This is a genomic window from Amycolatopsis sp. NPDC114504 (assembly GCF_055633595.1).
The window spans coordinates 100,465-118,315 of record NZ_JBVKDU010000003.1; the positions used below are offsets into that span (position 1 = coordinate 100,465).

19 protein-coding genes are annotated in these 17,851 nt (G+C 70.7%); 10 read left to right on the plus strand and 9 right to left on the minus strand.

Translation table 11 applies throughout. The features are described from left to right. Positions 1-21 precede the first annotated feature (21 nt). Positions 22-1,497: a flavin-containing monooxygenase gene (locus ACZ7PG_RS21780; protein WP_470240917.1), complete on the minus strand. Its 1,476-nt coding sequence runs from the start codon at positions 1,495-1,497 to the stop codon at positions 22-24. A gap of 68 nt (positions 1,498-1,565) precedes the next feature. Between ACZ7PG_RS21780 and ACZ7PG_RS21785 the strand changes: the two genes are divergently transcribed. The 3 genes from ACZ7PG_RS21785 to ACZ7PG_RS21795 all read left to right on the plus strand — a co-directional run bounded on the left by ACZ7PG_RS21785 (position 1,566) and on the right by ACZ7PG_RS21795 (position 3,971). Beyond that, positions 1,566-2,156 carry a TetR/AcrR family transcriptional regulator gene (locus ACZ7PG_RS21785; protein ID WP_470240918.1) on the plus strand — a complete coding sequence of 197 codons (591 nt, stop codon included), beginning with the start codon at positions 1,566-1,568 and terminating at the stop codon, positions 2,154-2,156. Between the two features lie 266 nt (positions 2,157-2,422). After that, positions 2,423-3,268 carry a chitosanase gene (locus ACZ7PG_RS21790; protein WP_470240919.1) on the plus strand — a complete coding sequence of 282 codons (846 nt, stop codon included), beginning with the start codon at positions 2,423-2,425 and terminating at the stop codon, positions 3,266-3,268. Positions 3,269-3,308: 40 nt separating this feature from the next. Next, entirely contained in the window at positions 3,309-3,971 is a 663-nt protein-coding gene (locus ACZ7PG_RS21795) for a L,D-transpeptidase family protein (protein WP_470240920.1), read from the plus strand. Here ACZ7PG_RS21795 and ACZ7PG_RS21800 read toward each other — a convergent pair. From ACZ7PG_RS21800 to ACZ7PG_RS21810, 3 genes are read right to left on the minus strand one after another with little or no spacing between them, the layout of a single operon-like run. Beyond that, positions 3,961-4,947 (minus strand): PHP domain-containing protein, encoded by a 987-nt coding sequence (locus ACZ7PG_RS21800; protein WP_470240921.1) that lies wholly within the window; start codon positions 4,945-4,947, stop codon positions 3,961-3,963. The two genes, ACZ7PG_RS21795 and ACZ7PG_RS21800, sit on opposite strands and share 11 nt — an antisense overlap. 9 nt (positions 4,948-4,956) lie before the next feature. Then, complete coding sequence (locus ACZ7PG_RS21805; protein WP_470240922.1) at positions 4,957-5,448, minus strand: metallophosphoesterase family protein; 492 nt, start codon at positions 5,446-5,448, stop codon at positions 4,957-4,959. After that, complete coding sequence (locus ACZ7PG_RS21810; RefSeq protein ID WP_470240923.1) at positions 5,445-6,098, minus strand: GntR family transcriptional regulator; 654 nt, start codon at positions 6,096-6,098, stop codon at positions 5,445-5,447. The genes ACZ7PG_RS21805 and ACZ7PG_RS21810 overlap by 4 nt, the downstream gene beginning before the upstream one ends. 76 nt (positions 6,099-6,174) lie before the next feature. Between ACZ7PG_RS21810 and araD the strand changes: the two genes are divergently transcribed. The 3 genes from araD to ACZ7PG_RS21825 all read left to right on the plus strand — a co-directional run bounded on the left by araD (position 6,175) and on the right by ACZ7PG_RS21825 (position 11,052). Then, complete coding sequence (araD, locus tag ACZ7PG_RS21815) at positions 6,175-7,887, plus strand: L-arabinonate dehydratase (RefSeq protein WP_470240924.1); 1,713 nt, start codon at positions 6,175-6,177, stop codon at positions 7,885-7,887. A gap of 114 nt (positions 7,888-8,001) precedes the next feature. Then, the gene (locus tag ACZ7PG_RS21820; protein WP_470240925.1) at positions 8,002-9,801 is read left to right on the plus strand and encodes a VanW family protein; all 1,800 of its coding nucleotides are present in this window, start codon (positions 8,002-8,004) and stop codon (positions 9,799-9,801) included. Positions 9,802-9,852: 51 nt separating this feature from the next. After that, positions 9,853-11,052, plus strand: a complete 1,200-nt coding sequence (locus ACZ7PG_RS21825) for an MFS transporter (protein ID WP_470240926.1) — start codon at positions 9,853-9,855, stop codon at positions 11,050-11,052. A 29-nt stretch (positions 11,053-11,081) separates the two neighbouring features. Here ACZ7PG_RS21825 and ACZ7PG_RS21830 read toward each other — a convergent pair whose 3' ends face one another. Then, positions 11,082-11,339 (minus strand): hypothetical protein, encoded by a 258-nt coding sequence (locus ACZ7PG_RS21830; RefSeq protein WP_470240927.1) that lies wholly within the window; start codon positions 11,337-11,339, stop codon positions 11,082-11,084. A 207-nt stretch (positions 11,340-11,546) separates the two neighbouring features. On the opposite strand from ACZ7PG_RS21830, the gene ACZ7PG_RS21835 reads away from it, so the two are divergent. Further along, positions 11,547-12,821 carry a GGDEF domain-containing protein gene (locus tag ACZ7PG_RS21835; RefSeq protein WP_470240928.1) on the plus strand — a complete coding sequence of 425 codons (1,275 nt, stop codon included), beginning with the start codon at positions 11,547-11,549 and terminating at the stop codon, positions 12,819-12,821. A 19-nt stretch (positions 12,822-12,840) separates the two neighbouring features. On the opposite strand, the gene ACZ7PG_RS21840 is transcribed toward ACZ7PG_RS21835, so the two are convergent. Beyond that, positions 12,841-14,193: a TrpB-like pyridoxal phosphate-dependent enzyme gene (locus ACZ7PG_RS21840; protein ID WP_470240929.1), complete on the minus strand. Its 1,353-nt coding sequence runs from the start codon at positions 14,191-14,193 to the stop codon at positions 12,841-12,843. Positions 14,194-14,283: 90 nt separating this feature from the next. On the opposite strand from ACZ7PG_RS21840, the gene ACZ7PG_RS21845 reads away from it, so the two are divergent. Continuing rightward, positions 14,284-14,958 (plus strand): dienelactone hydrolase family protein, encoded by a 675-nt coding sequence (locus ACZ7PG_RS21845; protein WP_470240930.1) that lies wholly within the window; start codon positions 14,284-14,286, stop codon positions 14,956-14,958. 1 nt (position 14,959) lies between these two features. On the opposite strand, the gene ACZ7PG_RS21850 is transcribed toward ACZ7PG_RS21845, so the two are convergent. Continuing rightward, the gene (locus tag ACZ7PG_RS21850) at positions 14,960-15,712 is read right to left on the minus strand and encodes an MBL fold metallo-hydrolase (RefSeq protein WP_470240931.1); all 753 of its coding nucleotides are present in this window, start codon (positions 15,710-15,712) and stop codon (positions 14,960-14,962) included. Positions 15,713-15,768: 56 nt separating this feature from the next. Here ACZ7PG_RS21850 and ACZ7PG_RS21855 point away from each other — a divergent pair, with 56 nt between their 5' ends. After that, on the plus strand, positions 15,769-16,506 hold the full coding sequence (locus tag ACZ7PG_RS21855) for a phosphatase PAP2 family protein (RefSeq protein WP_470240932.1): 738 nt from the start codon (positions 15,769-15,771) through the stop codon (positions 16,504-16,506). A 13-nt stretch (positions 16,507-16,519) separates the two neighbouring features. Beyond that, positions 16,520-16,981: a phage tail protein gene (locus ACZ7PG_RS21860; RefSeq protein WP_470240933.1), complete on the plus strand. Its 462-nt coding sequence runs from the start codon at positions 16,520-16,522 to the stop codon at positions 16,979-16,981. On the opposite strand, the gene ACZ7PG_RS21865 is transcribed toward ACZ7PG_RS21860, so the two are convergent. Together ACZ7PG_RS21865 and ACZ7PG_RS21870 are read right to left on the minus strand one after the other, a co-directional pair. Beyond that, entirely contained in the window at positions 16,982-17,332 is a 351-nt protein-coding gene (locus ACZ7PG_RS21865; protein WP_470240934.1) for a hypothetical protein, read from the minus strand. 171 nt (positions 17,333-17,503) lie between these two features. Further along, positions 17,504-17,806 carry a hypothetical protein gene (locus ACZ7PG_RS21870; RefSeq protein ID WP_470240935.1) on the minus strand — a complete coding sequence of 101 codons (303 nt, stop codon included), beginning with the start codon at positions 17,804-17,806 and terminating at the stop codon, positions 17,504-17,506. Positions 17,807-17,851 lie beyond the last annotated feature (45 nt).

The following is a 17,851-nucleotide window of genomic DNA, read 5'->3' on the forward strand; positions in this document are numbered from 1 at the left end:
ACAGTGTTCTAACCCTGTTTCTCACTCACGACCGACCTGCGCCGAGACCCTGCCGATCTCGTAGTCCGCCTCGTCGAACTTCCCCACCGTCGACCGCAACCGTCCGGTCGAGAACGGCCAGCTGAAACTGTTGCGCCCGTTGACGTCCGTGTAGTAGCTCGAACACCCGCCCGACTGGTACACCGTCCCCGGCAGGGCCGCCTGGACCTCCGCGTTGAACGCGTCCTGGACGGACGGCCGCACCGACACCGATTCCCAGCCCGAGTTCAGCGTCCGGGTCACCGCCGCCACCGTGTGGCGCAGCTGGGCCTCCAGGATCATGAACGCCGACGAGTGCCCGGTTCCCAGGCTCGGCCCCAGCAGCAGGTACAGGTTCGGGAACCCGGCCACCGTCGTCCCCGCGTACGCCCGCGGGCTGCCCTTCCAGTGGTCGTCCAAGCTCCGGCCGTCGGCGTCGAAGACCCGGGAGGACACCGGCATGTCGAGGATGTGGAAGCCCGTGCCGAAGATGATCGCGTCGACCTCCGCGGCCGACCCGTCCGCGCCCAGGACACGATCGCCGGAAACCGAACGCACCGCCGTCGGGTGAACGTCCACATGGGACTTCGTCAGCGACGGGTAGTAGGTGTTCGACATCAGGAGCCGCTTGCAGCCGAGCGTGTAGTCCGGCGTCAACGCGCGGCGCAGCGCGGGATCCCGGACCGCCAGCCGGAGGTGCGCGAGGCCGATCTTCTGCACCTGCCGCAGCAGCCACGGGTGCCGGAACCCGAAGCCGAGCGTCTCCATCACGCCGTACTCCGCGCTCCGCAACGCCCGCTGCAGCGCCGGGAACCGCCGCAGCAGGAACCGCTCGACGCCGGGAACGTGGTGGTCCGGCTTCGGCAGCACCCACTGCGCCGTGCGCTGGAACAGGTGCAGCCGCGCCACTTCCCCCGCGATGCGCGGGACGAACTGGACCGCCGACGCGCCGGTGCCGATCACCGCGACCCGCTTGCCCGCCAGGTCGTAGTCGTGGTTCCAGCGCGCGGAGTGGAAGACCTCGCCCGGGAAGTCCGCGAGCCCCGGCAGGTCGGGCATCAACGGCTCGTGCCACGGACCCGTGCCGGCGACCAGGATCCGCGCGGTGTACGGACCCCGGGACGTCTCCAGCTCCCACCGGGAACCGTTCCACTGCGCGCGGGTCACTTCGACGCCGTAACGGATCTTCGACGTCACCCCGAACCGCGACGCGGTGTCCGCCAGGTACGCACGGATCTCGGCCTGCCCGGCGAACGCCCGCGTCCACCCGGGGTTGGGCGCGAACGAGTACGAGTACAGCGCGGACGGGACGTCGCACGCGCAGCCCGGGTACGTGTTGTCCCGCCAGGTCCCGCCGAGCGCGTCGGCCTTCTCCAGCACGGCGAGGTCGTCCACGCCGGCCTGGCCGAGCCGGATGGCCGCACCCAGCCCGGACGCCCCGGCACCGACGACGAGGACCGCGAAGTGGCGTTGCTCCATATTTCGGAGACTAACAGTATTCCAATACTCACGGTACCCCGATTCCGGACCTCGCTAGAGTGGCGGTCATGGCCCGACTCACCCGCGCGGAAAGCCAGGCGCGCACCCGCGAGCAGCTGATCGAGACCGCCAAGCTGCTCTTCCTGCGCGACGGCTACTCCCTGACGTCGCTGGAGAAGGTCGCGGACGAAGCCGGGTACTCGAAGGGTGCGGTGTACTCGAACTTCCGCAACAAGGACGAGCTCTGCCTCGCGGTGCTCGACCGGATCCACGACGAGCAGGTCGCACTGGTCGCCGAAGCGCTGGTCGGCGCCGACGGCGTCGAGGGGCTGCTCGCCGCGTTCCAGACCTGGGCCGAGCGCAGCATCGGCGACGAGGCGTGGACCGCGCTGGAGGTCGAGTTCGCCACGAACGCCCGGCGCAACCCGCACGTGCGCGCCGAACTGGCGACGCGGGACAAGGCGATTCGCGACACCATCGCGGGCCTGCTCACCGGGTACGCCGAGCGGTTCGGGATCACGCTCCCGATGTCGGCCGACGACGCCGCGACGGCGTTGCTCAGCCTCGGCATCGGCCTCGGCGTCCAGCGGGCGATCGACCCCACGATCCCGGTGAACGTGCTGCCGGACGTCATCCGCATCTTCACCGGGATCCGCTGACCCCGCGAAATAGTCTGTTTTCCCTTCCCGGATTTACCTAATTGCCGAATCCGTGTCCACTGAGGACGGAAACGCGCTGTTCAGGAACGTGAACGTCTTCCGCCTCTTGTGAAGCCCCTCACCCTTCGCTACCGTGGCGCTACGCCGCAGCACCACCCGATGTCCCGAAGGCGACGGTTCCCGCGAGCCGCCGAATTACGGGCTTCGTCCGCCATGCCAGAAAGCCGTGCTCCCCCACGGCCGATCCCCGCGGAAAGGGTTTTCCCATGAGCAAGAAGTTGCGGCCGGTCTTCATCGGCGCGCTCGGCGCGGCCTCCGTCGCCGCCCTCGTGATCACCACTCCCGCACTCTCCTCGGCGACACCCGCGCCACTGGCCGCGAGCAGCGCGTCCGTGCTCGCCACCGGCGACCTTTCGGTCGCGGCGAAGAAGGAGATCGCGATGAAGCTGGTCTCCAGCGCGGAAAACTCCTCGCTGGACTGGAAAGCGCAGTACAAGTACATCGAGGACATCGGTGACGGCCGCGGCTACACCGCGGGCATCATCGGGTTCTGTTCCGGCACCGGCGACATGCTGGAGCTCGTCGAGGCGTACACGAACTCCGTCCCGAACAACCCGCTCGCCAAGTACCTTCCCGCGCTGCGGAAGGTGAACGGCACCGACTCGCACAGCGGGCTCGGCTCGGCGTTCGAAAGCGCGTGGAAGCAGGCCGCGGCCACCACGGAGTTCCAGAGCGCGCAGAACAGCGAGCGCGACCGCGTGTACTTCAACCCCGCGGTGAGCCAGGGCAAGTCGGACGGCCTGAGCAACCTCGGCCAGTTCGCCTACTACGACGCGATCGTGATGCACGGCCCCGGCGACAGCTCGGACAGCTTCGGCGGCATCCGCAAGGCCGCGATGAAGAAGGCGAAGACGCCGGCGCAGGGCGGCAACGAGACGACCTACCTCAAGGCGTTCTTCGACGCCCGCAAGGTCATCATGAAGCAGGAGGAGGCGCACGCCGACACCTCCCGCGTCGACACCGAGCAGCTGGTGTTCCTCAACGCGGGCAACTTCGACCTGCACACCCCGCTGAAGTGGAAGGTCTACGGGGACAGCTACACCATCAACTGACGCCCGGCGCGGCCCGCGTGGCACCGGTAAACTCTCCCGCATGCGCAGGAGATCCCTCGGTGCCACGCTGGCCGCGGCCGCGCTGCTGACCGGGGCCGCCACCCCGGCCGGCGCCGCGTCCACCGCGTCGACGGCGTTCAGCGGGGGCGCGGGCCAGGTGGTCCGCGTCGTCGCCGCCTCGGCCGGCGCGGCCACGGCCGTCCTCACCGCCTGGGAACGCGAGGGCGGCGACTGGGTCCGCGCGCACGGCCCCGTCTCCGCGTACGTCGGCAAGAGCGGCGTCGGGCAGGCGAGCGAAGCGACGTCCCGCACCCCCGCCGGCGTGTGGCCGCTCACCGAAGCGTTCGGCAGCGAGCCCGCGCGGACCCGGCTGCCCTACCGCGAGGTCACCACCTCGGACTGGTGGGTCTCCGACGCCGGATCGCCTTACTACAACACGCATTTCTCGTGCGCCCCCGGCACGTGCCCGTTCGACGAGACCGCCGGGGAGAACCTCGGCGAGGCGGGCCCGGTCTACGCCCACGCCGTCGTCATCGACTACAACCGCGCTCCCGTGGTCCCCGGCGCCGGCTCGGCGTTCTTCCTGCATGTCGCCAACGGGAAGCCGACCGCGGGCTGCGTCGCGATCCCGAAGCCCGACCTCGAAACGCTCCTGCGCTGGCTCGACCCGGCGAAGCACCCCGTCATCGAGATCAGCGGCTGAGCAGCTCGTCCGCCGTGCGGGTGTTGATGATCCGCTCCGGCCCGATCCCCGCCTCGATCGCGCGCTCGCAGCCGTAGCCCTGCCAGTCGAGCTGGCCCGGCGCGTGCGCGTCGCTGTCGATGGCGAACTCGCAGCCGATCTCCGCGGCCAGGCGCAGCAGCTTCATCGGCGGGTCGAGCCGTTCCGGGCGCGAGTTGATCTCCACCGCGACGCCGTTCTCGCGGCACGCGGTGAACACCGCTTCGGCGTCGAACTCCGACTGCGGACGTCCCTTCCCGACGACCAGCCGTCCGGTGCAGTGCCCCAGCACCCGGACGTGCGGGTTGCGCACCGCGGCCAGCATCCGCCGGGTCATGTCGCGCGCCGGCATGCGCAGCTTCGAATGCACGCTGGCGACGACGAAGTCCAGTTCCCCCAGCAGGTCTTCCTCCTGGTCGAGGGCGCCGTCGTCGAGAATGTCGACCTCGATGCCCTGCAGCAGCCGGAAGGGGGCCATCAGCTCGTTGGCCTTGGCGACGATCAGCATCTGCGTCCGCAGCCGCTCCGGCGAGAGCCCGTTCGCGACGGTCAGCCGCGGCGAGTGGTCGGTCAGCACCATCCACTCGTGGCCCAGGTCCCGCCCCGCGACGGCCATCTCGCCGATCGAGCTGCCGCCGTCCGACCAGTCGGAGTGCGTGTGGCAGTCGCCGCGCAACGCCGAGCGCAGTGGTTCGCCGGAGGGCAGTTCCTTCTCGACGATCTTCCCCCGGTACGCCGGGTCGCGGCCGGCCAGCGCGTCCTCGATGACGCCGGCGGTGGCCTTCCCGATGCCGGGCAACGACGTCAGCGTGCCGTTCTCGGCCATCTGCGCCAGCTGCCCGGCGTCGGTCTTGTCGACGGTCGCGGCCGCGTTCCGGAACGCGCGGACGCGGTAGGTCGGTTCTCCCGCGCGTTCGAGCTGGAACGCGATCTCCCGCAAGGCCCATGCCGGATCCATGGGACCTGTCTACCCCCTCGGGGGCAGTTGGTGCAGCTCGACGTCCTTCAGGGTGCCGCTCTCGATGCGGCAGGTCTGGTACGTGCAGAACGGCTGGCGGCGGCGGTCGGTCGGCGAACCGGGGTTGAGCAGCCGCAGCCCCGCCCGGGTCGTCGTGTCCCACGGGATGTGGCTGTGCCCGAACACCAGCACGTCGGTGTCGGGGAACTGCGCGTCGCACCGCTGCTCTCGGCCCTGCTTCGCGCCGGTCTCGTGGATCACGGCCAAGCGCACGCCGCCGAGGTCCGCCCGCGCGATCTCCGGGAGCCGCGCGCGCAGGTCGGCGCCGTCGTTGTTGCCGTAGACGCCGATCAGCCGCTTGCTGCGGGCTTCGAGCTCGTCGAGCAGGCCGGTCTCGACCCAGTCGCCGGCGTGCACGACGACGTCGGCCGCCGGCACCTCGTCCCACACCTGCGCCGGCAGCGGACGGGCGTGGGTGTCGGAGATGAGCAGCAGCCTCATCCGATGGCCTTGAGGACCCGTTCCAGGAACCCGCCGATGTGGTCTTTGAGGAGCGCCGCGGCCCCGTCGGCGTCGCCCTTCTTGGCCGCCGCGAGCACCGCCTTGTGCTCCGTCCACTCCTTCTTCCAGCTGGGGTTGGCTTCCCAGCCGACGACGCTGATCAGGGCCGCGCGGTCCTTGAGGTCGTCGAGGATGGAGACCAGCAGGGGGTTGCCGCAGCCGCGGTAGAGGGCGCGGTGGAAGCGGCGGTTGAGCAGGCTCAGCGCGGCCTGGTCCTTGTCGGCGATGGCCGTCGACGCCTCCTTGAGCGCCTCCGCGGCGTCGTCGAGCAACGCGGAGTCGCGCCGCTCGACGGTCCGCCGGACGGCTTCGGGTTCCAGGACCATCCGGACGTCGTAGACGGACTTCGCGAGCTCGGCGTCGACCAGGACCACCGACGCGCCCTTGTACGGGCTGAACGTCACCAGGCCCGAGTTCGAGAGCACCTTGAGCGCCTCGCGCACCGGCGTCTTCGACACGCCGAGCCGCGCGGCGAGCTCCGCTTCGACGAGGGGTTGACCGGGCACCAGCTCGCGGGTCAGGATGCCGCGGCGGATCTCCTCCAGGACCACTTCGGTCCGGGAGGCGGGCAGGCTGAACGTCCCGGTCATGTTGCGCTCCTCGCTCGTGTCGCACCCCATTCAACCAGGCCCCCGCGATCATATATCAGATGCCATACTGGATCGCATGAAAGCACCCGAGGAGCTCCGCAGCCACCGGTGGTTCGGCGGCGACGAGCTGCGCAACTTCAGCCACCGCGCCCGCGGCCGTCAACTGGGCTACAACCCGGAAGAGCACCTCGGCAAACCGGTCATCGGCATCCTCAACACGTGGTCGGACATCAACCCCTGCCACATGCACCTGCGCGAACGCGCCGAGCAGGTCAAGCGCGGCGTCTGGCAGGCCGGCGGCTTCCCGCTGGAGTTCCCGGTGGCCACGCTGTCGGAGACGTACCAGAAGCCGACCCCGATGCTCTACCGCAACCTCCTCGCGATGGAGACCGAGGAGATCCTGCGGTCCTACCCGATCGACGGCGCCGTCCTGATGGGCGGCTGCGACAAGACGACGCCGGCGCTGCTGATGGGCGCGGCGAGCGCCGGGCTGCCCGCGATCTTCGTGCCGGCCGGGCCGATGCTGCGCGGGCACTGGCGCGACGAGGTCCTCGGCAGCGGCACCGACATGTGGAAGTACTGGGACGACAAGCGCGCCGGGCTGATCGGCGACGCGGAGATGTCCGAACTGGAACGCGGTCTCGCGCGGTCGCCGGGGCACTGCATGACCATGGGGACGGCGTCGACGATGACGTCGGCCGCCGAGGTGCTCGGCATGACGCTGCCGGGAGCCGCGTCGATCCCCGCCGTCGACTCCGCGCACCACCGGATGGCCGCGGCGAGTGGCGCGAGGATCGTCGACATGGTCTGGGAAGACCTGACCGTGGGGCAGATCCTGGACAAGCGGGCCTATGCGGACGCGATCACGACGGTGCTGGCGCTCGGCGGGTCGACCAACGCCGCGATCCACCTGATCGCGATGGCCGGGCGCAGCGGGATCCCGGTCTCGCTGGCCGATTTCGACGCGCTCGCCCGGCGCGTGCCGGTGCTGGCGAACATCCGTCCCGGCGGCGCCTGGCTGATGGAGGACTTCTACTATGCGGGCGGCCTGCCCGGGCTGCTGTCGCGGCTGACCGACCTGCTGCACCTCGAACGGCCCACCGTCACCGGCCGCACCCTCGGCGAGAACCTTTCCCAGGCGAAGGTGCACAACGACGACGTCATCCGGCCGCGCGAGAACCCACTGGCCGCCGAGGGCGGAGTGGCGGTGCTGCACGGCAACCTGGCGCCGTCGGGGGCGGTGATCAAGCACATCGCCGCCGAGCCGCACCTGCTGACGCACACCGGGCCGGCGGTGGTGTTCGAGGACTACGCGGACCTCAAGAAGCGGATCGACGACCCGTCGATCACCGCGGACTCGGTGCTGGTGCTGCGCGGTTCCGGCCCGCTCGGCGGCCCCGGCATGCCCGAGTACGGGATGCTGCCGATCCCCTCGCACCTGCTCGCCGCCGGGGTCCGCGACATGGTCCGCATCTCCGACGCCCGGATGAGCGGCACGAGCTACGGGGCGTGCGTGCTGCACGTGGCACCGGAGTCGCACGTGGGCGGGCCGTTGGCCCTGGTCCGCGACGGCGACCTGATCACGTTGGACGTGCCCGCCCGGGCGCTGCGGCTCGAGGTGTCCGATGAGGAGCTGGCGCGACGTCGTTCGGAGTGGGCCGCGCCGGCGCCGCGGTTCGAGCGTGGTTACGGCGCGCTCTACAGCGAACACATCACGCAGGCGGACGAAGGCTGCGACTTCGACTTCCTGGCGCGGGCGGGCAACAACCCGGAACCCGACGCGCGTTGACCTCTCGTGACCGGTTCATCCCCCGTTAGGGCGAGTCGTACGGCTTGTCCGGGTGCCCCGTACGCTGATCCCGTCACCGGCGCGATCCGGTGCACGCGTTGAAGGGGTGGAGAGTTGCCGTACGAACCGCGCTGGCCCGAGTCACACGGTGAGCAGACGGACGTCCTGCCGGTCGTCCGGCCCGAACCGGATCCGGCACTCACTCCGGTTCAGAAGCTCGCCCGGCGGATCAACCTGCGCAAGGCCGGCTTGATCGCGGGCGGGGCCCTCGGCCTGCTCGTCGCGATCTACGGCATCGACCTGCTGGTCAGCCAGGGCAGCGTCCCGCGCGGCGTGACCGTGGCGGGCGTCGACGTCGGCGGGATGGATCGCCAGGCCGCCGAGCAGGAGCTGCGCGGGCAGATCGAGCCGCGGCTGACGCGCCCCGTCGCTGTCACCGCGGGCGATGTCCAGGGCACGCTCTCGCCGACCGTCGCCGGGCTGAAGCTCGACTGGCCGCAGACCCTCGACCAGGCCGGCGAGCAGCCGCTGAACCCGTTCACGCGCCTGGCGTCGCTGTTCTCCAGCCGCGAGGTCGGCGTCGTCAGCCACGCCGAGGACACGAAGCTCACCGCCGCCCTCGACAGCCTCCGCGGTCAGGTCGACCGCGACCCGGCCGAGGGCACCGTGAAGTTCGAGGGCACGAACCCGGTCGCCGTCGCGCCGAAGCCCGGGCAGAAGCTCGACGTCGCGGCCGCGAAGGCCGCCGTCGTCGAGAAGTGGGCGCGCGGGGAGACCCTGGCGCTGCCCGTCACCACCACGCCGGTCCGCACCACGCCCGAGGGCGTCCAGGCCGCGCTGGAGCAGTTCGCGAAGCCCGCCGTCTCGGGCCCGCTGGTGGTCAAGGGCGACGGCAAGAACGCCACCGTGAAGCCGGACGCGATCGCCGCGGCGCTGAGCTTCGAGCCCGCCGATGGTGGCGGCCTCACCCCGAAGATCGACAACGGCAAGATCGCCGAAGCCGCCGGGCCGCAGCTGAAGTCCACCGAGAAGGAGGGCAAGGAGGCGACCATCGTCTTCGAGGGCGGCAAGCCCACGGTCGACCCGTCCACCGACGGCCGGACCGTCGACTGGGACCCGAGCCTCAAGCCGCTGCCCGACGTCCTCAAGAAGACCGACGGCCGCGAGGTCGCCGCGATCTACAAGGACAGCCCGGCGAAGGTCACGACCGAGCAGGCGAACCAGCTGGGCGTCAAGGAGGTCGTCGGCGAGTTCACCACCGGTGGCTTCGCGGCCGACTCCGGCACCAACATCCGCGTCGTGGCCCAGAAGGTGAACGGCGCCATCGTCAAGCCCGGGGAAACCTTCAGCCTCAACGGGTTCACCGGCCCGCGCGGCAAGCCGCAGGGCTACGTCGAGGCCGGCGTGATCGAGAACGGCGCCCCGGCGCGCGAGGTCGGCGGCGGCATCTCGCAGTTCGCGACGACGCTGTACAACGCGTCGTACTTCAGCGGCATGAAGGACGCGGGGCACAAGGAACACAGCTACTACATCAGCCGCTACCCCGCCGCGCGCGAGGCGACGGTGTTCCAGAACCCCAACGGCGCCAGCGTCATCGACATCAAGTTCACGAACGACTCGCCCACCGGCATCGCGATCCAGACGATTTGGACGCCGTCGTCGATCACCGTGAAGCTGTGGGGCACCAAGCGCTACACCGTCGAGTCGATCCAGGGCGGCCGGTCCAACCCGACCGACCCGCCGACCAAGCCGGGCCCGGCGGAGAACTGCCACGCGTCCAACGGCGCGCCGGGGTTCACCACGAGCGACACCCGCGTGCTCAAGGACGCCGCTTCGGGCCGTGAGGTCAGCCGCTCGACCCGCAACGTCCGCTACAACCCGCAGCCGAAAATCACCTGCGGCGAAGGCCAGTGACCTCCTAACGGCCGTTCACGCACCGCGTCCGCGGCGGTACCGTGGGTGTCCATGGCGACGCGCGCGGCAGGGTTCCGGGACGTCCTCGCGGTGGCCGAGTTCCGGGCGCTGTTCTCCGCCCAGCTCGTCTCGGTCACCGGTGACCAGCTGGCCCGGGTCGCGCTGTCGATCCTGGTCTACGACCGGACGAAGTCGCCGGGCTGGGCGGCGCTGGCGTACGCGCTGACGTTCCTGCCGGACCTCGTCGGCGGGCCGCTGCTGTCCGGGCTGGCCGACCGCCACCCGCCGCGCACGGTGATGGTCCTGGCCGACGTCCTGCGCGCGCTGGCCGTCGCGGCAATGGCGTGGCCGGGTCTCCCCCTGCCGGCGGTGGCCGGCCTGCTGGTCGGCGTCCAGCTGCTCAACCCGGTGTGGAACTCCGCCCGCGCGGCGCTGCTGCCGCAAGTGTTGCCGGGTGAGACGTTCGTGCCCGGCATGGGCCTGCTGATGATGCTGGTGCAGGCGGGCCAGGTCGCCGGCTTCGCGCTCGGCGGGCTCCTGGTCGCGGCCATCGGCACCGGCGGCGCGCTAGTGGCGGACGCGGTGAGCTTCGCGGCGTCGGCACTGTTCCTGGTCACCGGCGTCCGGTCCCGGCCGCCGCGGGAGTCGTCGGGCGTCCGCTGGTGGCGGCACGTGCGCGCGGGCTTCACCGTGGTGGCGGGCGACCGGCGCCGGCTCGCGCTGGTCGCGCTGGGGTGCGTGTCGGGCATCTACATCGCGGGTGAGGCGATCGCGGCGCCGTACGCGGCGGAGCTCGGGGGCGGCGCGGTGGTCGTCGGGCTGTTGCTCGGGGCGTACGCGCTGGGCAACGTGCTCGGGATGGCGGCGCTGTCCCGGATCCCGGCCGAGCGGCGCGCGCGGCTGCTGGGACCGTTGGCGGTGCTGGCGTGCGCGGCGCTGCTGGGCTGCGCGCTGCGGCCCGACCTCGAAGCCACGCTGGCGCTGCTGACGCTGTCCGGAATGGCCAGTTCGTACAACCTCATCGCCAACACGACGTTCGTCCAGCTGACCCCGGACGCCCAGCGCGCGCAGGCGTTCGGGTTCGCGCTGACGGCGTTGCGGGTGTCGCAGGGACTCGGCGTGGTGCTCGCCGGGCTCGCGGCCGAACGCGCGGCGCCGCACGGGGTCGTCGCCGGGGCCGGGGCGATCGGGGTGGTGGCCGCCTTCGGCGCGGCTTCGCTGTGGCGGCGAGCGCAACCGGAACCCCGGTGACCGGCGGGAGGCCGGTCACCGGGCACGGTTCAGGACCGCGTCCAGTCGGTCGGGCACTGCGGCAGCGGTGTCGAGACGCCGGGGCGGGTCCAGTCGGTCGGCAGCTCGCGGACGGTCCAGTCGGTGGGCAGTTCGCGGGCGGTCCAGTCCGTCGGCAGCTGACGCGGGGTCCAGTCCGTCGGGATCGCGCGGGTCCAGTCGGTGGGGAGCTGACGCGTCCAGTCGGTCGGCCGCTGCGCGCGACGGCGGGACGGGACGATGTTGGCGTTGGGCAGGAAGTGCGACATGATTTCTCCTGTTCGACTGGATCTTGCACAGTGCGTGACCGGACGGTAGCCCGACCAGCCTAGTGACACACCGCGTTCATTCGATTACAGTGACGATTTCCGCGAAAGGGTTCGTCCTGAGCAGAAGGGCGTTTCGTGGGATTGTCCGGGTCCCAAGGGCGAAAGCCCAGCTCAGAACGTCCACGATCGGGTATCCGTACGTGGGCGATGTGGAAGCTGGCCACTCCGGTGTTCGGCTATGTCCTCATCGTCGACGCGCTGGCACTGGTCGCGGTCCTCGCCACGACCGCGCTCGTGCCGGTCACCACCCAGTCCCTGCTCTGGTGCGGTCTCATTCTGGGCGGCGAGATCGTGCATCTCGAAGCGGCGCAACGCATCGAGCGGATCCGGGAGCTCGCCGCCGACGGCCGGCCGCACATGCACCTGCAGTCGATCTGGATCTTCGCCGGGCTGCTCCTGCTGCCGCCGCCATTGGCCACGCTCGTCATCGTCGTCAGCTACGCCCATTCCTGGGTCCGCGTTTACAAACGGCGCGGCGTAATTCACCGGAAAGTGTTTTCCGGGGCGACCGTCATCCTCGCTTGTTTCGCCGCGGGTGCCGTTCTGTCGGCCGGCACCGGGCACGTGGCGCCGTACGTGCCGTACCTGGACGGGTTCGGCGGGATGACCGCGCTGCTGCTGTCCGGGATCGTCTACTTCGGACTCAACTACGTGCTGGTCATCCTCGCGATCCTGATGAGCAACCCGGGCAAGCCGCCGCGACAGGCGTTCGGCAACCCGTCGGACGTGCTGATCGTGCTGGCCGCGGTCGGCGTCGGCTGCGGGATCGCGCTGGTGATGACGGTCCGGCCGTGGCTGCTGCCGGTGCTCATGGTGACGCCGGTGGCGCTGCACATCGGCCTGCTGCTGCCGCAGTTCCAGGCCGCCGCACGCACGGACTCCAAGACCGCGCTGCTCGCGCCGGAGTTCTGGGTCCAGCTGGCGCGCAACGAGCTGGCCCGCGCCGCCGAGCTGTCGTCGACCGCGGGCGTGCTGATGATCGACCTCGACCACTTCAAGGCCATCGACGACGGCAACGGCCACCTGGCGGGCGACGAGGTCCTGCGCGCGATCGCGGCGGCGATCCAGGGCTCGGTGCGCAGTGGCGACTACGTCGGCCGGTTCGGCGGCGACGAGTTCGTGGTGCTGCTCCCGGGCGCGACGAGCGCGGAGATCGTGTCCATCGCGGACCGCATCCGCGCGGCGATCGCCCGGATCGAGGTGGCGGTCCCGGTGATCCGCCCGGGCAAGCCCGAGGTGATCGACGGCCTGACCGCCTCGATCGGCGCGGCGGTGTACCCGGAAACGGCGACGGAGTACACGATCCTGCTGCAGGCGGCGGACGACGCGGTGTTCGCGGCGAAGGCGGCCGGGCGCGATCGCGTGGTCCTCGCGGAAACGCGCACCGAGCTGTCCCGCCCGGAGATCCCCGACGTGCTCTGATCCCCGGGCGGGCCGGACGCTACGGCAGGGTCGAGAGGGAGTCCTCGAGCGTCGCGGCGGACAGTTCGTTGTCCACCATGTCCCCGGCCAGGTAGGCGCCGTACGCCGGCAGGTCCAGGTGCGCGTGGCCGCACAGCGCCGTGAGGATCACCTTCTCCTCGCCGGTTTCCTTGCACCGCAACGCTTCCTGGACGCACGCCGCCAGCGCGTGCGTCGGCTCCGGCGCCGGGATGATCCCTTCGGAACGCGCGAACCGCACGCCCGCGGCGAAACACTCCTGCTGGCCGATCGCGATCGCCTCGATCAGGCCGAGCTCGTAGATGTGCGAGATCAGCGGCGACATCCCGTGGTAGCGCAGGCCGCCCGCGTGGATCGGGTCCGGGATGAAGTCGTGGCCGAGCGTGTGCATCTTGAGCAACGGCGTCAGCCCCGCGGTGTCGCCGAAGTCGTAGGCGTACTTGCCGCGCGTCAGCGACGGGCACGCGGCCGGCTCGACCGCGCGGATCACCGGGTTCATCCGGCCGGCCAGCTTCTCGCGCAGGAACGGGAAAGCGAGCCCGCCGAAGTTCGAGCCGCCGCCGGTGCAGCCGACCAGCACGTCCGGGGTGTCGCCGGCCAGTTCGAACTGCTTCAGCGCTTCTTCGCCGATGATCGTCTGGTGCAGCAGCACGTGGTTGAGGACGCTGCCGAGGGCGTACCGCGCGTCCGGGTCCTGCGCCGCCTGCTCGACGGCCTCGCTGATCGCGATGCCGAGGCTGCCGGTGGAGTCCGGGTGCTGTTTGAGGATGGCCCGGCCGGACTCGGTCAGCTCGGACGGGCTCGGGTGGACGGTCGCGCCGAACGTCTCCATCATCAGCTTGCGGTAGGGCTTCTGGTCGTAGGACGCGCGGACCTGCCAGACCTCGCACTCCAGCCCGTACTGCGCACAGGCGAACGCGAGCGCGCTCCCCCACTGACCGGCGCCGGTCTCGGTGGTCAGCCGGGTGACACCCTCCTGCGCGTTGTAGTACGCCTGCGGGACGGCGGTGTTCGGCTTGTGCGAGCCGACCGGGCTGACGCCTTCGTACTTGTAGTAGATCCGCGCGGGCGTGCCGAGCGCCTTCTCCAGCCGGCGCGCCCGGAACAGCGGAGACGGCCGCCAGAGCCGGTAGACGTCCCGGACCTCCTCCGGGATGTCGACATAGCGATCAGTCGTCACTTCCTGGGCGATGAGCGCCTGCGGGAAGAGCGGCGCCAGGTCGTCCGGCCCGACGGGCTCGCGGGTGCCGGGGTGCAGCGGCGGTGGCGGCGGCTCCGGCAGGTCGGGGATGACGTTGTACCACTGGGTCGGCAGATCCTCTTCGTCCAGGATGTATTTGGTCTGCTCAGCCATCGCGCCTCCTAGGTCGGCACTTCAACTTAGGTCGCCTCCGCCCGCGGAGCCAGTACGGTGTGGACGCCGACTCCTCGAAAGGGCCTCGTGATGGACAGCGTGCTGACGGACCTCCCGGTGTGGCTGCCCGAGTCGGGCCGCGGCCCCGGCCTGGTGCTGGTCCAGGAGATCTTCGGGCTGGACGACTACCTGCGCTCGGTCGCGGCGGACCTGGCCGCCGAAGGGTACGTGGTGGCGGTCCCGGAGCTGTTCTGGCGGACAGCTCCCGGCTGGTCGTCGTCCCACGACGAGGCGGGCGTGGCGGCGTCGATGGAGGTGGCGTCCACTTTCGACCCGGTGTCGGGACTTTCCGACGTCCTGGCGACGATCGCCCACCTCCGCGCCCATCCCGCGGTTTCCGGTGGCGTGGGCGTGCTGGGTTTCTGCCTGGGCGGATCGCTGGCCTTCGCGGCGGCGGCCGCGGGCGACCCGGACGTGGCGGTGTCGTTCTACGGCTCGACGGTGGCCGGGCAGATCGCGGACCTCGCGAAGATCACGTGCCCGATCCAGTTCCACTTCGGCGGGCAGGACCCGTACATCCCGCGCGCGGACGTGGCGGTGGTCGAGTCCGCGGTCGCGGCCCACCCGGGCGCGGAGATCCACGTGCAGGAAGAGGCGGGACACGCGTTCCACAACAACGTGGCGCCGATGTTCCACCACCCGGCCGCGGCGGCCAGGGCGTGGGACCTCACGACCGGCTTCCTGCGGCGGACCCTGCCGGCGTGATTCACCCGGCCGAGTGCCGGGCCAGGTTCGCCTGGTGGGGGCCGGCGAGCCAGTCCTGCTCGAGCCGCGCGTCGACCGGTTCCTCCCCGCGTCGCAACGCGTCGATGTAGGCCCGATCGGCGGCGAAGCGCGCCGCCACTTCGGGACCCTCGGCGACGGCACCGTGGCCGGGGACCACGACCTCGACGTGCCGGGCGGCCTCGGCCAGCCGGTCGAGCGCGGACGCGTACGCGTCCACCTGACCGGGACGGCGGGGGTCGAGGAGCGGGATCAGGAGGTCGGAGAGCATGTCGCCGGCGACCAGGACGCCACGGTCGGCGAGCAGGAGCGCGGCGTGGCCGATGGCGTGCGCCTCGTGCTCGACGAGCTCGCCCGGCACCGGTCCCCCGTCCGCGGGCAGCGGGGTGACGAGCCCGATCAGCTCCGGCGGGATGCCCGTCGCGCTCTCCGCCGCCATCGCCCGCGCGCGCTCCAGGACCGCGCCGGCGGCCGCGGCGCAGGCGGCGGTGGCGTAGCGCGGCACGTCACCGAACCGGGGGTGCCAGAGCAGGTGGTCCCAGTGGAGGTGGGTGGAGAACCCGGCGACCACCGGCAGACCGAGCCGGTCCACGTCGTCGGCGAGCTCGGTCAGATCGGCGCCGTCGATGCCGGGGTCGACCAGGATCACCCCGGCGTCCGCGCGCACCACGACGGCGTTGCTCCGGACCCACTCGCTCTGCCGGACCCAGACACCGTCGGCCACCTGCTTCAGCATCGGCCCACTCTGTCAGGTGGCCACGTCCGGCGCGAGCGGTCGGCTAGGGTGACCGCGTGCATCCGCGGCTGGTGGCCCTGTTCCGGGGTGTCAGCGGGCGACCGGCGGTGCTCGTCGAGCTGATCTTCCTGCTGCTCTGGTTTCCGCTCTTCGCGTTTCTCGACTCCCTGGTGGGCAAGGACTTCGCGGCCGCCACCGCGAACGCGCTGGCCCTCCAGTCCGCGGAACACGCGGTGCACCTCGACGTCGAACTGAGCGTGAACGGCTGGCTGGCCGGGAACCCGGTCGTCGCGCAGCTCGCGGTGTACTTGTACCGGCTGTACTACGTGGTGGTGGCCGGGACGCTGCTGTGGGTGTTCGTCCGGCACGCCGAGGTCTACCGCCAGGTCCGCCGGACGATGGTCGCGATGATGGCCCTCGTCCTGCCGGTCTACTGGGCGGTGCCGATGTCGCCACCGCGGTTCGCGCTGGCGGGCGCCGTCGACATCGTTGCCCGGTACGACATCTGGGACCAGCCGAGCTGGACGAGTCCGACGCACTACACGGCCATGCCCAGCATGCACGTGGGCTGGTCGCTGTGGTGCGCGTATGCCGTGTGGACCGCGCTCCGGGGCACGCGTCCCCGCCTGGCGCTGGCGGCATGGGCGTTCCCGGCGCTCATGGCGGCGGACGTGCTCGCCACGGCGAACCACTACGTGCTCGACATCGTGGGCAGCGTCGCACTACTGGGCGTCTCCATCGCGGCGGGCGTCCTGTGGGGGGCCCGGGTCGTCTACAGTCGCCACCAGCGCTGACCTTGGAGGAACCGTGCCCCACGCCGTGGACTTCGTCACCGTGTCGACCGCCGGCCTGGAGTCGTCGCCGGTCGCGCCCGCCCTCGCCGGCCTGCGGGCCAACGAGGCCCGCTACTTCAAGAACAAGTACGACCACGTCTTCACGGTCGAGCCCGCCGCCGACGCCGAGGCGACCATCGCCTGGGTGAGCCGCATCCTCGCGGAGGAACGCGACATCGTCATCGCCGCACCCCCGCTCGAGGCGACCGAGTTCCAGGTCGAGAACATCCGGATGGCGTACGTGTTCTACGAGGACGGCCTGTCGATCAACGTGATGTACACCCTCGAAGACGGGGGGAAGCGCGCGGTGGGGTTCAAGCTCTCCGACGGGATGGAGATCCCGGCGGAACTGGGGGCGTTCAAGTTCGCCCGCCAGAAGTCGAAGCTGGCCGGCACCATCCGCGGCTCCTACTTCGTCATCAAGAACGAGTACTGATCAGTCCTTCGGGTCGACCAACCAGGCGACGGTGTCGTTACCCTCGACCTCCCGCTCGCCCCCGGCCACCCGTTCGAGCCGCTGCCGCTCGAAGCCGGCGAGACCATCCCGGGACAAGCGCGTCTCGCAGGCCGACCGCACGACCGCCTCGACGAAGACCGCGTAGTCGACCCTTGTGGCGGAGAGTGAGTTGCCGTCGAGCGTGGAGGCCGGTTCGAAGTCGAGCACGGCCGGCGTCGTGTCCTTCACACCGCCGAAGCAAAGTTCTTTCAGTCCATACGGCTTCGTCGATTTCCCGATCGGCAGCCTGTCCTCGCTTATGGTGACGACTCCCCGGATGAACTGGCTCATGAACCTCGCGACCTCGGTCTCGCCACCCGATGGCCGGGGAGCGACACCGATCCCACCGTCCGCCCGGTGCGACGATCGCGACACCTCCCGCGACCACCAGGCCCAGCGGTACCGCGACACCTCCGATGTGGACCTTCTTGTTCAGGATGCTTACGTTCCCGCTGCCGGTGTTCACGAAGCTTCCTCGATCAGCCGAACAGGTGTGCACGTGGATGCCCGAGCGGCCTGCGCTACCCATCGCCGCGCCGGCGAGCGCTGCCCGACCAGCGCATCGATCAGCGGGGCCCGCGGTGCGCGATCCTCGAAATGAGCCCGGAACTCCTCGAGTTCGCCACTCCGGCCCGCCAAGCTCAACTGACCCGCGACGACCCGAAGAAGCCTCGCTCCCGATTCATCCCTCGCATTGCCACCAAGGTCCTGCGCGATCTCGGCGAGCAGATCGACAACCCTGCCCGCCAGTTCGGCCGATTCCATTCGTACCTCCACCGTGCTTGGACCATCGACACTCGCACGGTCGAG

Coding starts and splice junctions, on each gene's coding strand:
- ACZ7PG_RS21830 (WP_470240927.1), bottom strand. CDS start 11,339: ATGTCGCACTTCCTGCCCAACGCCAACATCGTCCCGTCCCGCCGTCGC.
- ACZ7PG_RS21790 (WP_470240919.1), top strand. CDS start 2,423: ATGAGCAAGAAGTTGCGGCCGGTCTTCATCGGCGCGCTCGGCGCGGCC.
- ACZ7PG_RS21795 (WP_470240920.1), top strand. CDS start 3,309: ATGCGCAGGAGATCCCTCGGTGCCACGCTGGCCGCGGCCGCGCTGCTG.
- ACZ7PG_RS21865 (WP_470240934.1), bottom strand. CDS start 17,332: ATGAGCCAGTTCATCCGGGGAGTCGTCACCATAAGCGAGGACAGGCTG.
- ACZ7PG_RS21780 (WP_470240917.1), bottom strand. CDS start 1,497: ATGGAGCAACGCCACTTCGCGGTCCTCGTCGTCGGTGCCGGGGCGTCC.
- ACZ7PG_RS21845 (WP_470240930.1), top strand. CDS start 14,284: ATGGACAGCGTGCTGACGGACCTCCCGGTGTGGCTGCCCGAGTCGGGC.
- ACZ7PG_RS21835 (WP_470240928.1), top strand. CDS start 11,547: ATGTGGAAGCTGGCCACTCCGGTGTTCGGCTATGTCCTCATCGTCGAC.
- ACZ7PG_RS21825 (WP_470240926.1), top strand. CDS start 9,853: ATGGCGACGCGCGCGGCAGGGTTCCGGGACGTCCTCGCGGTGGCCGAG.
- ACZ7PG_RS21870 (WP_470240935.1), bottom strand. CDS start 17,806: ATGGAATCGGCCGAACTGGCGGGCAGGGTTGTCGATCTGCTCGCCGAG.
- ACZ7PG_RS21840 (WP_470240929.1), bottom strand. CDS start 14,193: ATGGCTGAGCAGACCAAATACATCCTGGACGAAGAGGATCTGCCGACC.
- ACZ7PG_RS21810 (WP_470240923.1), bottom strand. CDS start 6,098: ATGACCGGGACGTTCAGCCTGCCCGCCTCCCGGACCGAAGTGGTCCTG.
- araD (WP_470240924.1), top strand. CDS start 6,175: ATGAAAGCACCCGAGGAGCTCCGCAGCCACCGGTGGTTCGGCGGCGAC.
- ACZ7PG_RS21850 (WP_470240931.1), bottom strand. CDS start 15,712: ATGCTGAAGCAGGTGGCCGACGGTGTCTGGGTCCGGCAGAGCGAGTGG.
- ACZ7PG_RS21785 (WP_470240918.1), top strand. CDS start 1,566: ATGGCCCGACTCACCCGCGCGGAAAGCCAGGCGCGCACCCGCGAGCAG.
- ACZ7PG_RS21805 (WP_470240922.1), bottom strand. CDS start 5,448: ATGAGGCTGCTGCTCATCTCCGACACCCACGCCCGTCCGCTGCCGGCG.
- ACZ7PG_RS21800 (WP_470240921.1), bottom strand. CDS start 4,947: ATGGATCCGGCATGGGCCTTGCGGGAGATCGCGTTCCAGCTCGAACGC.